General features: G+C 44.1%; 16 protein-coding genes. 8 read left to right on the top strand and 8 right to left on the bottom strand.

Going from position 1 to position 12,920, the window contains the following annotated elements; genetic code table 11:
* Positions 1-26 precede the first annotated feature (26 nt).
* Positions 27-1,301, bottom strand: coding sequence for an EAL and HDOD domain-containing protein (locus tag NI389_RS08745; protein WP_308359309.1), 1,275 nt, complete (start codon positions 1,299-1,301; stop codon positions 27-29).
* 165 nt (positions 1,302-1,466) lie between these two features.
* Between NI389_RS08745 and NI389_RS08750 the strand changes: the two genes are divergently transcribed.
* Positions 1,467-2,219 carry a substrate-binding periplasmic protein gene (locus NI389_RS08750; RefSeq protein WP_308359311.1) on the top strand — a complete coding sequence of 251 codons (753 nt, stop codon included), beginning with the start codon at positions 1,467-1,469 and terminating at the stop codon, positions 2,217-2,219.
* A gap of 32 nt (positions 2,220-2,251) precedes the next feature.
* Here the strand turns inward: NI389_RS08750 and NI389_RS08755 are convergent, their stop codons facing one another.
* Positions 2,252-3,088: a 23S rRNA (adenine(2030)-N(6))-methyltransferase RlmJ gene (locus NI389_RS08755; RefSeq protein ID WP_308359313.1), complete on the bottom strand. Its 837-nt coding sequence runs from the start codon at positions 3,086-3,088 to the stop codon at positions 2,252-2,254.
* A gap of 205 nt (positions 3,089-3,293) precedes the next feature.
* Here NI389_RS08755 and NI389_RS08760 point away from each other — a divergent pair, with 205 nt between their 5' ends.
* The 6 genes from NI389_RS08760 (at position 3,294) to NI389_RS08785 (ending at position 7,489) form a co-directional block, all read left to right on the top strand.
* A complete protein-coding gene (locus NI389_RS08760; RefSeq protein WP_308359315.1) occupies positions 3,294-3,512 on the top strand; it encodes a DUF904 domain-containing protein in 219 nt (72 codons plus the stop codon).
* A 33-nt stretch (positions 3,513-3,545) separates the two neighbouring features.
* Positions 3,546-3,824 (top strand): cell division protein ZapA, encoded by a 279-nt coding sequence (locus tag NI389_RS08765; RefSeq protein WP_308359317.1) that lies wholly within the window; start codon positions 3,546-3,548, stop codon positions 3,822-3,824.
* 90 nt (positions 3,825-3,914) lie between these two features.
* The gene (locus tag NI389_RS08770) at positions 3,915-5,387 is read left to right on the top strand and encodes a transglycosylase SLT domain-containing protein (protein WP_308359319.1); all 1,473 of its coding nucleotides are present in this window, start codon (positions 3,915-3,917) and stop codon (positions 5,385-5,387) included.
* A gap of 42 nt (positions 5,388-5,429) precedes the next feature.
* Positions 5,430-5,918 (top strand): FKBP-type peptidyl-prolyl cis-trans isomerase, encoded by a 489-nt coding sequence (locus NI389_RS08775; protein WP_308359321.1) that lies wholly within the window; start codon positions 5,430-5,432, stop codon positions 5,916-5,918.
* Positions 5,919-5,927: 9 nt separating this feature from the next.
* Positions 5,928-6,659: an SDR family NAD(P)-dependent oxidoreductase gene (locus NI389_RS08780; protein ID WP_308359323.1), complete on the top strand. Its 732-nt coding sequence runs from the start codon at positions 5,928-5,930 to the stop codon at positions 6,657-6,659.
* Positions 6,659-7,489: an amidohydrolase family protein gene (locus NI389_RS08785; RefSeq protein WP_308359325.1), complete on the top strand. Its 831-nt coding sequence runs from the start codon at positions 6,659-6,661 to the stop codon at positions 7,487-7,489. Before NI389_RS08780 ends, NI389_RS08785 begins: the two co-directional genes overlap by 1 nt.
* A gap of 24 nt (positions 7,490-7,513) precedes the next feature.
* Here the strand turns inward: NI389_RS08785 and NI389_RS08790 are convergent, their stop codons facing one another.
* Genes NI389_RS08790 through NI389_RS08815 form a run of 6 tightly spaced genes read right to left on the bottom strand, consistent with a single transcriptional unit; the run spans position 7,514 to position 11,605 of the window.
* Positions 7,514-8,281 (bottom strand): YggN family protein, encoded by a 768-nt coding sequence (locus NI389_RS08790; RefSeq protein ID WP_208844425.1) that lies wholly within the window; start codon positions 8,279-8,281, stop codon positions 7,514-7,516.
* A 57-nt stretch (positions 8,282-8,338) separates the two neighbouring features.
* Positions 8,339-8,596, bottom strand: a complete 258-nt coding sequence (locus NI389_RS08795) for an Lcl C-terminal domain-containing protein (RefSeq protein WP_308359326.1) — start codon at positions 8,594-8,596, stop codon at positions 8,339-8,341.
* Entirely contained in the window at positions 8,574-8,873 is a 300-nt protein-coding gene (locus NI389_RS08800; protein ID WP_308359328.1) for a hypothetical protein, read from the bottom strand. Before NI389_RS08800 ends, NI389_RS08795 begins: the two co-directional genes overlap by 23 nt.
* 10 nt (positions 8,874-8,883) lie before the next feature.
* Positions 8,884-10,536 (bottom strand): Lcl C-terminal domain-containing protein, encoded by a 1,653-nt coding sequence (locus NI389_RS08805; RefSeq protein ID WP_308359329.1) that lies wholly within the window; start codon positions 10,534-10,536, stop codon positions 8,884-8,886.
* A gap of 1 nt (position 10,537) precedes the next feature.
* Positions 10,538-10,870, bottom strand: a complete 333-nt coding sequence (locus NI389_RS08810) for a hypothetical protein (protein ID WP_208844428.1) — start codon at positions 10,868-10,870, stop codon at positions 10,538-10,540.
* 9 nt (positions 10,871-10,879) lie between these two features.
* Positions 10,880-11,605, bottom strand: a complete 726-nt coding sequence (locus NI389_RS08815) for a DUF2982 domain-containing protein (RefSeq protein WP_308359331.1) — start codon at positions 11,603-11,605, stop codon at positions 10,880-10,882.
* Positions 11,606-11,864: 259 nt separating this feature from the next.
* Here NI389_RS08815 and NI389_RS08820 point away from each other — a divergent pair, with 259 nt between their 5' ends.
* The gene (locus tag NI389_RS08820; protein WP_308359333.1) at positions 11,865-12,917 is read left to right on the top strand and encodes an efflux RND transporter periplasmic adaptor subunit; all 1,053 of its coding nucleotides are present in this window, start codon (positions 11,865-11,867) and stop codon (positions 12,915-12,917) included.
* Positions 12,918-12,920 lie beyond the last annotated feature (3 nt).

Below are 12,920 nucleotides of genomic sequence, written 5' to 3' on the forward strand. Positions count from 1 at the left end.
TGGACGTGAAGCAAAGTGACATTGCGTTAAGCGATGTCACTCACCACACTGAAAATGTCATCACTGTACTGACGGGATTCTAATGCCATTTCATACAAGCTTGTAACTGGCGTGGCTGGACGAATAGCAAGTAGAATATTTTCCGCTTCTTGCCAATCGTTGCGTTCAACAGCTAAAGCAAGTTGTAAACTGCCCCCGAGCATACCTTGATAGGACAGCAGCGCACTAGAGAGCGAAGAATCCAAAGAGAACTCAGCAACAATTGCAGCGAGTTCTATTTCTAGAATGGCGTCAAGGATGGACATCAAACCAATCAAATAGCCCTGCTCGGCCATTTCTGGGCCTCCAGGGAATAGAAATACCTCAAGAAATCGAGCGCGAGCGAGCCCCATTTTGGTTAGTTCTGTCGGCTTGTCGACACCAAGTTCACTTAACGCAAGTACGCGAACAAATTGTCGAATAGCGTCTTCACCAAGATAAACAACGGCCTGTGAAATGGATTTCATTTCTAACCGTCCTTCACCTGAGCGGGCGTTCGCCAACTTTAGAATACGCGCAGTCAAACTGATGTCCTTTGCCACCATAGTTTGAACTTCTTTGAAGTTGATATTTGCTTTTGCAGTGCAACGTAGTAATTCGAATACCACCATTTTTGATGGCTCAATGTTGCCATGATTCATCATTTCTGGGTGGGCAAAGTAATAGCCTTGGAACAAATCACAACCAGCTTGCTTCAAGTACTCGTAGGTGTTCATGTCTTCAATACGTTCAACCACTATTTTCACGTTGGCGAATTGGCGTTTTAATTTTTTTAATGCCATCGTGGTCTTAATTAATGGTTCTTGCACTTCTAACTTGATGTAATCCATCAACCCGAGTAACGGCTCCCACTTTTCGTCGCCGTCGTAATCATCGAGCGCAAATTTGTACCCTTGCTTCTTGAGCTTAGTCACCGTTTCAACTAACGAGGGAATATTTTGTGAGCGCTCAACGATTTCGATCACTAAATTGTTTGGTTTTAACAACCTTGGTAGTTCTTGTAGTAAAGACTCGTCCGATAAATTAATAAATGCGCGTTGGCCAGCCGCTAAGCGGTCAATACCAATAAACATTAGTGAATTGAAGAACAAACGCCCAGTTGCTTGCGCATCGCTCACTCCCACCGGAAACGCATTATTGTGTGAATCTCGATATAATAATTCGTAGGCGAATATGTTCTGTTCCGCGTCAAGGATTGCCTGTCGAGCAATAAACTGCACGGTCGAATTCTTTACTTTCGCTTCAATACCGCTCATTAACATCCCATTCCTACATCAAGCTAATTAATGTGATTTACACTTACTATCTATACTTTGAGCATACGGTAACAATTCGGCCACGGCAAACCAAAGCGATAACAAAATTGAAAAAATTTAGAGACAAAGCAACAGTTTTGCATTGTGAAAAAAATACGCTATGATGAGCAAATGAGGTTTATCTTAATAATCTATTTCCTTCTGCCGTTCGCCTCAGTGGCGAGTGAAGATACTCCTAACCCAGTTGCTACGACCTTAAAATATTGTCTAAGCGGCTCAGGTAACTATTATCCGTATTACACCCACGATGCAGACAAACCCGGCATTCTCCCAGAAATTGTTAAAGCTATTTTGACCACGGCCAATATTCAAGGCGAGAATCTAGAGTTGCCCGCTAAACGAACCATTCAATACTTGAACACTGAGCAAATCGATTTCGATATTCTAAGCCCAAGCTGGCTTACCGAAGAAGAAAAGCGTAACCCAAAGTTTGTTTTTTCCGTGCCCATCATGGACATCAAAGAATTTGTGGTCACTCAACAGAAAACACCAAAAGGCCCATTGCTAAGAGGTCAACAGGTCGGCACAGTGAGAGGGTATTACTACCACGACGACATGTTATTTGAGCGCCTTGATTTTAGTTCAGAAAGGGAATTACTGCAGGCACTAAAGATGGGACGAGTGGACCGAATAATCATCGGTGATTTACCCGCTCGATACTGGGGTGAAAAACTCGGAATTGATTTCGAATTCAAGGCAGAGCATTCCAGCGGTTCTTTGCATTTGCGTTTGCTCGCCAAACATCACCTACTTTTACCGAAGTTAAATGCTGCTATACGAGTGTTGCGTGACAGTGGTCGGGTTACAGAAATAGAGCAAAGCTATGTGACGAATTTACATACTTTGCCCCACGATCCTAACTGATTTGCCAGTGAAATGTGGCGCTAGGCGTTCCTTTATTCAGGCACAAGCTCTTCGCAGCGATAGAAGCCACCTGCATCACTTAGCAATGCAGTCAATTCTGGTAACACTTCTGACATCGTTTTGGTCAATGTCCAAGGCGGATTTATCACTATCATCCCTGATGCGGTCATACCGCGCTCCAACGTATCCGCGCTCGTCGCCAATTCATACAACTGAATGTTTCTGACACCAGATGCTTTCAATTGGGTTTCCATACCGTCAATTCGTTCACGTTCAACCACCGGATACCAAATCATGTACGTAGCTGAACCAAACTTCTTATACGCCTTCACAATGGATTCCACTGCCGTATCGTAATCTTTTTTTATTTCATAGGGCGGATCCATCAATACAACCGCTCGACGACTTGAAGGTGGCAGCAAACCAAGTAACCCCTTAAATCCGTCTTCTGCCCTTACGCGCAATGACTTCTTGTGCTCTGTGTTCGCTTCGAGTCGCTTTAAATCTTGTGGATGAAGTTCAAAAAACCACCCTTTATCTTGGCGACGAAGATACGACTCTGCCACTTTTGGTGAGCCTGGATAAAAAGCCAATTTCTCTTTGTTGAACTGTTTTACTAGTTCGACATAATCAAGAAGTGCTGGATGCGAAAGTGGAGCATGCCAAAGCTTCCCAATCCCCTGTTCAAATTCCAGCGTCTTCTGCGCATCACTACTCGCGAGTTCGAAGAAACCAGCTCCCGAATGCGTATCAATGTAATCATACGGCTTGTCCTTACGATTCATGTAATCGAGAACTTGCGCCAGTACTAAGTGTTTTATTACATCCGCAGGATTCCCCGCGTGAAAAGAATGTCGGTAGCTGAGCATAGTGTCCTCAAAACGCTGAAGCGAACAAAAACATCGATGATTTATTAGTCAGTCGATGAATTAAAAATGAACGGAAACATTTGTTATCGGCATTATCGCCGAAATCTTCACAAAAATCAGCACAAAGTAGCGTAAATACTGGTATTGCCTTGGCGTTTGATTTACATTGGCGGCACCAATCACCGTAACTATGAGCGCTATTTACATGAACGAAATTCTTCCTCAACTCGAACAGCTGATTGAAAAATTATTAGAGAAAAACCAACAACTCAATAGTGAAGTCTCCTCATTGAAGGAACAAGTTGGAAAACTGATTGACGAGAATGAAACCCTGCAACTAGAGATCCTAGAAAGCGAAGAAAAACAGAAAGAAACCAGCACTGCATTGGCTGGATTACTGTCGAAGCTTCAAAGCGTCGATTAATTCGCTTAACGAAATAAAGATTTCCACATCATTATGGCCAACAAAACGATTCAAGTGACCGCTGACGTACTTGGTAAACCACAGCAGTTTACCTGTACGCTAGGTCAAGAGCAGGAACTTTATGATGCGGTTTCGCTGTTGAATCGACGAGTCGAGGAAATGAAGAATCGCTCGACAGTACGAAATGAGCACAATGCCTTATTAATGGCGGCGCTACACCTTTGCCATGAAGTGAATGCACTTAATAAAGACGCCAACAACACGTCTTCTGCGCTCAAAACGCTGTGTGAAAAGTTGAGCTCGACGAAATAATCAGGCACACTAGCTTGGTTATTTGTTGCACAATCCTACGCAGTGGAATGGATCTCCTGCTACAATAATGGATGATATGAGGAAGTGCAGATGTCTCACCTTAAGCTATTGATTTTTATATTTTCCATCTCAATTTTGGGGGCTTGTAAATCGCTCCCAACTGCCGAGAAACCAACGCCTTTTAGCGTACAAAACGCCTCGGCCCAGCAGGTTGTCGCGTCGCTCGACGTCCCAACACGTAAAGTCGAGGCGCCGAAATCCGAAGTGAAATCGCCCCAAAAGCCGACTGCACCAGTGACTTACCATAACCTTTGGGACGAAATCGGCGCGAACCTAAAATTCAATACCCAATCTCATCCGCGTTTACAAAAACGTATCGACTGGTATTTGCAGCAACCGACCTATCTCACCAGTGCAAATAGACGAGCTGAACCGTATCTCTATCACATCGTTAAACGCGTTAAACAACTGCATTTACCGATGGAACTGGCATTGCTGCCATTTGTTGAAAGTGATTTTCGCCTAAAAGCACGTTCATCTGAGCAAGCGCTCGGCGTGTGGCAATTAATGCCTTCTACCGCTCATCACTTTGGTATAAAACGAGATGAATGGTATGAGGGAAGACTCGATGTGTTGGCCTCAACGGACGCGGCATTGGCTTATTTAAAATACCTCCATACACGGTTTAACGGTGACTGGTTGCATGCCATTGCTGCCTACAACAGTGGTGAAGGGCGTGTAAAACAAGCCATTGTAAAAAATCGCAAACAAGGAAAAAGTACACATTTTTGGCACCTGAAATTACCAAAAGAAACCTCTGAGTACGTACCTAAATTACTCGCCCTGTCTTACTTGCTGAAAACTCAACATGGGAAGTTTAAGCAACCGTTTATTGCCAACAGGCCGATCACGACCGTTTTGGATATTGGACAGCCTTTTGACTTTGCAGTACTGGCTAAACTTTCGGGAGTAGACAAAGACAAGCTTCATCGTTTGAATACCGGTTTTTTACAACACCGTAGTTCACCAAAAGGGCCACAAAATGTGTTGTTTCCATTTGCTGAATCGGCGCTCGTAAGTAAACCTTTTTTTAAAGAACATTTTACCCTGAACTATCGTGTAATTTCTGGGGATACCCTGTACAAGATAGCAAAGAACCACCGTATGAGCCTAGACTCGCTACGTACGTTAAACAACAAGCAAGACAATCTACTCAAAGTGGGTGATACACTCAAAGTCAGCCGCCCTACGAAAAAGGCTAATTTATTGGTCGACTATGAAATCAGCCCCTTCTTAGCCAAACTCAATAAACCGAAAATAACGCTCGCCGATCACCAACATATCGTCGCGTCAGGTGAGTCGCTTTGGTCTATCAGTCAGCAATACCATGTCAGTATGCGTGATTTAAGTGACTGGAATAAACTAGGCAGAAAGTCCTTGCTCAAACTGGGGCAAATACTCACCGTTAAACTTCCCCGTCCGCTTTCCCCAGAACCAATGTCATCCAACGATCCGCTTGCCGATCTCCAACTAAAATTGAAACAAAATAGCCAACCGCGTTAAGCTCACGTAGAATAACCGTTTTCACTTTTTCGAGAATTTATCATGCAAGTTGCAAAAGATACCGTAGTTGAATTTCACTACACGCTAAGCGAAGCAGACAACCAAATTGAAAGCAGCCACACAAGCGGTGAGCCGCTCGTTTACTTGCACGGCAATGAAGGCATGCTGCCTGGTCTTGAAGCTGCGATGGAAGGTAAAGCGGCTGGTGATAAATTCAGTGTAACGCTAGAACCTGCAGAAGCGTATGGTGAGCGTCGCGACGAATTTGTACAACGTATTCCACTTAAACACCTACAAGGTGCAAAGGTATGGAAACCGGGTATGACTGCAATCATTCACACTGATCAAGGTCGTCACCAAGTCACTATCGTTAAAGTAGGTCGTTTCAATGCAGATTGTGACTTGAACCATCCTTTAGCTGGCAAAACCTTAACGTTTGCTGTTGAGTTAGTTTCAGTGCGTGAAGCAACGGCGGAAGAATTAGCTCACGGTCACGTACATGCTGCTGGCGGTTGTGGCCACTCGCACTAAGGATTCGTTATGTCTCAACGCGTTGCAATCGTTACGGGCGGCAGTTTGGGTATCGGCCATGCTGTCGTCAAAAAATTACAAGATCTGAATTATCGGGTGTTTAATCTCGATATTCACCCAAGTGAATTAGGTGAATATCGCCATTGTGATGTATCAGATGTCACTGCCGTTAAACAAACGATTCAGACGATTGTTGCCGAAACCCAACGCGTTGATGCACTGGTTTCAAATGCGGGAAAGCACCTGAGTGCTAATATTGAGCAAACGGATGAAGATACCCTCGATGCGATGTTCGCTTTGAACGTCAAAGGGGCGTATGCCGCTATTCAAGCCGTACTCCCGACAATGAAGGCCGTAAACACAGGCTCGATTGTACTTGTCGCATCCGATCAGGCATTCGTAGGTAAACGAAATTCTTTTGCTTACAACCTTACAAAAGCAGCTCTCGCGTCTATCGCTAAAACAACCGCGTTGGATTATGCACCGTTCAACATTCGTGCTAATGCCGTATGTCCGGGTACAATCGAGACACCGCTTTTTCACAATGCTATCGATAAATACTGCGCGCGCTCTGGCGCAAATAAGCAAGATATTATTAGTGAAGAGGCCGCTCTACAGCCTCTAGGCCGTCTAGGTCAACCCGGGGAAGTTGCTGCGCTTACTGCATTTTTGCTGAGTGACGACGCATCCTTTATTACGGGCAGCCTACAAGCCATCGATGGCGGATATACAGCACAATAATGGACATTATTGACCCTCACTTGCATTTTTTTGCACTTCAAGAAGGCAACTATTCTTGGCTTGTGGGCTCAACACCGCCGCCTTGGAAAAATCTTGATAAAATCAAGCAAGACCACGGTTTAAAGGACATCCAAAACATCACTTCATTTGCCCTCAAAGGCATTGTACATATCGAAGCCGGCTTCGATAATACACATCCTGAGCGTGAACTTCAGTGGCTAGCGAAAACACTCGGCCAATTTCCCTATAGAGCAATCGCTTATTGCCCCATTGATGCAGAGCCACACGAGTTTTTGCATCGTCTGGAACAGCTGCCTAAAGAAGCTTTGATTGGTATTCGGGATATTACAGAAAACGAAGACTATCAGCGCCTACAATCACCAAATGTACTTGCGAATTTAGCATCGCTGAGTGAACGCTCGCTTATTTGGGAAGCTCAAGGTCATTTCGGACTGGAATTGGCGCGAAAAACACTGCTCAAACTCGCTCTTGCGTGTCCTGAACTTCGCATTGTCGTCACGCACTTTGGACTTTTGGAAGAAAGAGAAAACTTGCTTGACGTTTTACAGGAATTAGCCAGCGCACCCAACATTTGGATAAAGTATTCGGGGCAAGAAATGCTGTCCAACCCTGTAGAAGCAAAAAAAGCGTTTGAACTCCTTATTGCGGCATTTGGTGAGGATAGAATAATGCTCGCATCCAATTATCCGGTATGCCTACAGCAAATGACGTATGAAATGGTGTGGCAGCATTATTTAACGTCGTGGCCATCGCCATCGAGTTTTTACAAAGTAGCTTATTTCAATGCAAAAAGGTGCTATGGCTTGTAGTCGGGCACGCTTGGCAGACTTGAGTTAAGAACGAATTCTCACTAAATCATAATCCAGCAATTGCGGTACAATTGCCTGTAAACGTGACTCCGTATCGTCTAAACGATTCAAACATTCACAATATTCTGTAGCTTTCGCTTCAAGTTGATGTGCTTTCTTTTGCAATGACTTATCAATTTCTTTAGAAATGATATCCATACGCTGTCCCATATCGTTGATCCTATCTTCGATATTGCCTTCACGAGATTTAAACGCATCTCCCAACGACACTAAAATAGCCCCCAACGAACCATGAACGGCTGAATGGATTTTTTGACTGATCTCTTTTGTAAAAAAATCATCAATTTTAGAAAGCGACTGTGGCGCAATAAAGAAAAAGTCATCTCCACGCTTAAACTTGTCCATTAGTGCCCGCTCGACATATTGAAGCTGCGTTTTAAGTACTTCAGGTTCTTTGTCTGACATACTTTCAACGACTTGTTCAATGGCCGACAAGCCTAAGTTGACCCCATCTGTGGCGAGGTTCACGAGCTCCGGCACCGTATCACGGATCCCTTGGGAATATTCCCGTAATACAATGGTATCGGCTTCATTAAGATTGATCCAATACCCACCGATAAGTAATTGATCATCGTGATTGATTTGTACACGCGTTTGGTTGTTATCGACAATGCGAATGCTGTCATCCGTAATGATCAAACCATGACCAAGCTCGACATCACACTTACTTGTCGCAGCCTGTACGGCACCGCACTGTAATGCAAACGCAACGACTAAACTAACAACACGCATGTAACTCTCCCACCAATATCGCGAAGAGCGTAGCAAAATTTGGAAACAGCGGGAAGCTTATTTTTCGAATCGAACGAGCCGAATATACAAGTCGGAAATTTTTTCTTTGAGGTTATTTTTACCATCGGCGAATTGGTAGACCCACGCATGATCGGTTCTTACCTGATCCGATGTACTGGTCCAATAGTTTTCGTTACGTGTACCAATAAACACGTTTTCATTTATCGACGGCTCAACACATTGATGCTCAACAACGGTTGATAATTCTTTGATGTTAGGTACATGCCAATCATCATGGTTGGCTGTTGTATTCATGCCAATCATCATTTGCTTTTGCAACCACAAGAGCTTGCTGCCATGTGACTCTCGCTGCGGTGCCCGTGCACACCTTATCCGCGACTGAATACGTTTGACCATATGAACACAATTGCCACATAAGGCCTGTTTTCGAGTCAGACACCGTGCCATCTTCATTCACCGCGAATCGCGTCGTCGGTGTTGAAGCTGGAATTTGAGAGGTGAAACATGTTTGAGCAAACGCAATCGAAGGCAGCACCAACAGAGCAAAGACTAAACTGAACTTTTGCTTCATGTAGAAACTCCTATGGGGTTCTCACTAAACGAACATACGCGGTGTTCGCTTTCGGGTAGGCAACGTCATTGCCCGTCTGTAAGTCAATCACGTAAGCTTGGGACAAGCTGGTACCATCTGCACTCGTCTGTTTGGTCCAGTAGTACAAGTTTCCATTGAGTGATGCTGCTGGGCTGTTAGGAAAATAATGGGTAGGTATCATTACGTTCTGACTACGTTTTTCAAAATCTAATAATCCCATTAACTCCACATAAGTAGGCACACGCCAATTCACACCACCACAGTAATTTGTTGCGTTCACGGCTTGCACATAGGCCTCAAGCGAACAATTGACGTCACTTTCACACGTGCTATTTGCTGCCCCGAAAACACTGCCTGTGACACCCGCAAATCCCCAAGTGTAGCGGTTATGAGAGGCACGTAACGTTACATTTGGTAATGTTCCGACAGGCACTTCTTTCACTTCCCAAATGAGACCGGTCACGTTATCCCGAACGCAGCTAAACGATGTGCTGTCATTGGGTAACTCATCTGCAAACGCGTCAAGTTTGGTAAAATCAAATCCATTGTCGCCTTGTCCAGTTTTAGCAAGCCTTGCAACTACACTATCACGCCCTGTTTTAGCGTCTTGACCCGCAAAATCATTACTACTCGCACACTCTATTTTGGCAGTTGTGTTATAACAACTAACTTGCCCGGAGTCATTGAGGTAACCAAGTTTCATCGGTGTGATTGTCACGACTTTACTGTCTGTCCCCGTGTAGCCCGCCACGTCTGTTACCGTAAGCTGCCACGTCATTGCTACTTCGGCATCCACATCAGGTGCCATATAGGTTGTTACGCACGCATTGGCATCAGCTAATGTAACCGAAGGTCCGCTGATTAGCTGCCAATTGCAGCGATAGTCAGCGCTTACACTTTGACTTGAAGATCCATCCAACGTAACGGTTTCATATTCGGTTATCAGTTCATCATTTCCAGCTTTGGCAAAAACAAGTTGGTCGTTCTTTGCCAAGACAATTGAAATACTGTTACTCGCTTGTCCACCTTCATCATCTGTGACGGTAACTTGCCAACTCACTGTAGAACTCGCCGCAAGTAACGGGTGCTCAAACTGTAGTGTACTGTCTGTGAGCGATGCAGGTGTTATGCTCACACCGCCAGTTTGCTGCCATTGATATGAGACGATTTGGCCATTTTCATCTGGATCTTCAGACTCCTCTGCGCTAAGCACAACGGTATCACCCCATTTACTTGGAAGCTCTTCCGGCCCAGTCTGTGTAACCGAGACGGTTGGTACCTGATTGAGTGAAGCGACTTGAAGAACGAGAGTGTCCGACACAAGGCTACCATCGGGCGCTCGATAGTCTGCTTTGATTGTATAAGTGCTATTTGATTTAACATCCGGTATCTCCAGATCGATAGATTCGCCTTCTTCGGGCAAACCATCGATGCTGTCACCTTGGCTTACAGACCAAGTCACCGTACCACCAGATGGTGATACCACCGCTGAAAGTTTGACTGACGTTTTTTCGTCTGCACTAATATCATCACCAACATTGACGCTGGCTTTAACACTGCCATTGCCACTTCCTCCTCCACCGCCTCCGCAGGCAGATAGCAAGGTACAAATGAACAATACAATGGCGTGATATGATTTCATGTTATAAATAACTATCCTGATGAATACGCACAAACAATTTTGTGCCTATTTTACTGTAATCAACTTTATATTCTTTACCATCAAGCGCTTGTATAAACAACAAACGTTTGACCTCGCCAAAGACATCATTATGCGAAATCTGAACGATTTCCAAATCTCGCTCTTTAGCTTCACGTCGATTACGTGGTAATTCTTCTTTAAACGGTACAAGACCCATGTGGGTAACCTTGATCTTAGGATGGTTATCCCCGTTGACTATCACCAAATCTAATTTTTTTTCTTTGTGAATGATAGTGTTTCGACCACTTTTTAGAAACGCTCTTTCTATGCTCATCACTTTACCCTATTTACTTCTCGGCAAACTCTGCTGTAATTGGTTAAGCACCCGCTCTGGGTCTCTTTTCCAATGATTTAGCAGATTTGCAAATCGCCAAATGTCTCGGTCAAGCACCGTTTCCGTCAACATTAAGTCATAGCCAGTCGCCAGCTTAAAGTGTGCCATTCTGTTGCCGAACATCGCGAGTAAACCACTATACTTCTTACCGCTAGGCGAACAATATGCAGAGTCTTCGATCAACCAATCCTCTGGGCAGTTGCCATTTTCGCAATGCATTTTAACAGCTTGTAAAAAAATATGCCGCTGTTCAATCAATAATTTTGCTGCTAATCGAGGTGATAACGACAGTAAAAAATCATCTATGTCTTTAATTTTAATACCAACAGCATTTAACTCAAGCTCAAATTCACCCTGAATCGATTTTGGAATACCTGCTTCGACTAAATTATTCCTAGGCAATTGCCAGAAACCAAATTTATGCAAATAGATCAAACTATTATAATTTATCTCTACACTAAAATACGGTTCTTGGCTTTTAAAAAAACCGATAATTATCGCCACGATGCCACCACTGGCGATGAAAATCTCTACCTTGGAGATAGGGGTAGGACGTAATAACACAAACAACATCACAACAATGATTGCAATCGCCCCCACCAACAAGAACTCAACGGCGTGTCGGTTCGCGGTCGCGCGCAACTTAACTGATTCGTTGTTTACACTTTTTGTCATACCAAATTAATCCAGTAGTAAAAACCATACATTAGGATTGCCCAAATCACCAATAGGCGGATGGTTCGACATCGCTGACAAGGCTCCTTTTCTGCCACTTTTACCTCTCATTTGAATTTAATTTAGTTCTTTTTTTGGGTACTTGTGAAATAATTTAGGCTTTTTTACGGTTAATACACAAAATAATGAGACATCCCGTACGCTAGCCATGGGTGTTTTTAAGTACACTTAATAATAATCTATTTAGCGGTTACAAAACATGCATTCACATCAATCAGGAAAAGCGCTGTTCCCCTTCATCATGCTCGTGCTATTAGGGCTTTGTGTTTATCTTTATTTGCCAAAAGCCGATGGGCAAACTCAAATGGGCGCACAACAAGTCGAAGTGTCTGCTCACAAAGTCATGATGGACAATCAACCCGTCACTGTTGATGGCGTAGGTAGCGCAAGAGCTAATCAAGCAATCGACATCACCAGTGCACAAAACGATTATGTAACCAGCATTTATTTCAAAGATGGCGATACCGTATTAAAAGGGCAAAAGCTGGTCCAACTCCAAGACCAACAAGAACGCCTTCAAGTAAGTGAGCTCACCATTAATTTGAAAGAACAAACACGTCAGCTCGAACGATTAGCCGAATTAGCTAAAAGTCAAAGCGCCGCCAAATCACAATTAGAAGAACAACGATCGAAAGTGGATGCACTTACTGCTCAACTTGATGCTGCAAAAACGAAGCTCGCAGAAATGACCATTAGCGCGCCGTTTGCAGGCACATTAGGACGTCGTTCAATCTCTGTCGGTGCGTATGTTACAACCAATACCGTGATCACCACATTGGATGATTTAAGCGTAATTAAAGTGGATTTCCAAGTCCCGGAAAAATATCTCGCGCAGTTACAAATCGGCATGCGTGTCACCGCCTTAAGTGATGCCTACCCAAATGCCCCTTTTGAGGGGGTATTATCCCACGTCGATACACGCATTGATGACAAGACTCGCTCTGTCTCTGTCACCGCGAAATTCAACAACCCAAAACACTATTTACGTCCGGGAATGTTGCTCTTTACCAAACTTCAGTTAGCTGAAGTCTCGGCACTGATGGTGCCAGAAAAGGCCATTATCCCTATCCAAGACAAACACTTTGTTTTCGCAATTGGCGACGACGGAAAGGCACACCGAACCCAAGTGAAAATCCAAACTCGCTTCAGTGGTTGGGTAGCTATTGCTTCGGGTCTTGAAGAAGGACAACAAGTGATCACGGAAGGGACCTTGAAACTGCGAGAAGGCAGTGCTGTGTCGGTAAAGGGGTAATTG

This window comes from Pseudoalteromonas xiamenensis (assembly GCF_030994125.1).
Lineage (GTDB): Bacteria > Pseudomonadota > Gammaproteobacteria > Enterobacterales > Alteromonadaceae > Pseudoalteromonas > Pseudoalteromonas xiamenensis_B.

Bases quoted from the DNA above. Each gene is read 5' to 3' on its own strand.
- NI389_RS08745 (WP_308359309.1), bottom strand. From the start codon at position 1,301: ATGTTAATGAGCGGTATTGAAGCGAAAGTAAAGAATTCGACCGTGCAG.
- NI389_RS08750 (WP_308359311.1), top strand. From the start codon at position 1,467: ATGAGGTTTATCTTAATAATCTATTTCCTTCTGCCGTTCGCCTCAGTG.
- NI389_RS08755 (WP_308359313.1), bottom strand. From the start codon at position 3,088: ATGCTCAGCTACCGACATTCTTTTCACGCGGGGAATCCTGCGGATGTA.
- NI389_RS08760 (WP_308359315.1), top strand. From the start codon at position 3,294: ATGAACGAAATTCTTCCTCAACTCGAACAGCTGATTGAAAAATTATTA.
- NI389_RS08765 (WP_308359317.1), top strand. From the start codon at position 3,546: ATGGCCAACAAAACGATTCAAGTGACCGCTGACGTACTTGGTAAACCA.
- NI389_RS08770 (WP_308359319.1), top strand. From the start codon at position 3,915: ATGTCTCACCTTAAGCTATTGATTTTTATATTTTCCATCTCAATTTTG.
- NI389_RS08775 (WP_308359321.1), top strand. From the start codon at position 5,430: ATGCAAGTTGCAAAAGATACCGTAGTTGAATTTCACTACACGCTAAGC.
- NI389_RS08780 (WP_308359323.1), top strand. From the start codon at position 5,928: ATGTCTCAACGCGTTGCAATCGTTACGGGCGGCAGTTTGGGTATCGGC.
- NI389_RS08785 (WP_308359325.1), top strand. From the start codon at position 6,659: ATGGACATTATTGACCCTCACTTGCATTTTTTTGCACTTCAAGAAGGC.
- NI389_RS08790 (WP_208844425.1), bottom strand. From the start codon at position 8,281: ATGCGTGTTGTTAGTTTAGTCGTTGCGTTTGCATTACAGTGCGGTGCC.
- NI389_RS08795 (WP_308359326.1), bottom strand. From the start codon at position 8,596: ATGAATACAACAGCCAACCATGATGATTGGCATGTACCTAACATCAAA.
- NI389_RS08800 (WP_308359328.1), bottom strand. From the start codon at position 8,873: ATGAAGCAAAAGTTCAGTTTAGTCTTTGCTCTGTTGGTGCTGCCTTCG.
- NI389_RS08805 (WP_308359329.1), bottom strand. From the start codon at position 10,536: ATGAAATCATATCACGCCATTGTATTGTTCATTTGTACCTTGCTATCT.
- NI389_RS08810 (WP_208844428.1), bottom strand. From the start codon at position 10,870: ATGAGCATAGAAAGAGCGTTTCTAAAAAGTGGTCGAAACACTATCATT.
- NI389_RS08815 (WP_308359331.1), bottom strand. From the start codon at position 11,605: ATGACAAAAAGTGTAAACAACGAATCAGTTAAGTTGCGCGCGACCGCG.
- NI389_RS08820 (WP_308359333.1), top strand. From the start codon at position 11,865: ATGCATTCACATCAATCAGGAAAAGCGCTGTTCCCCTTCATCATGCTC.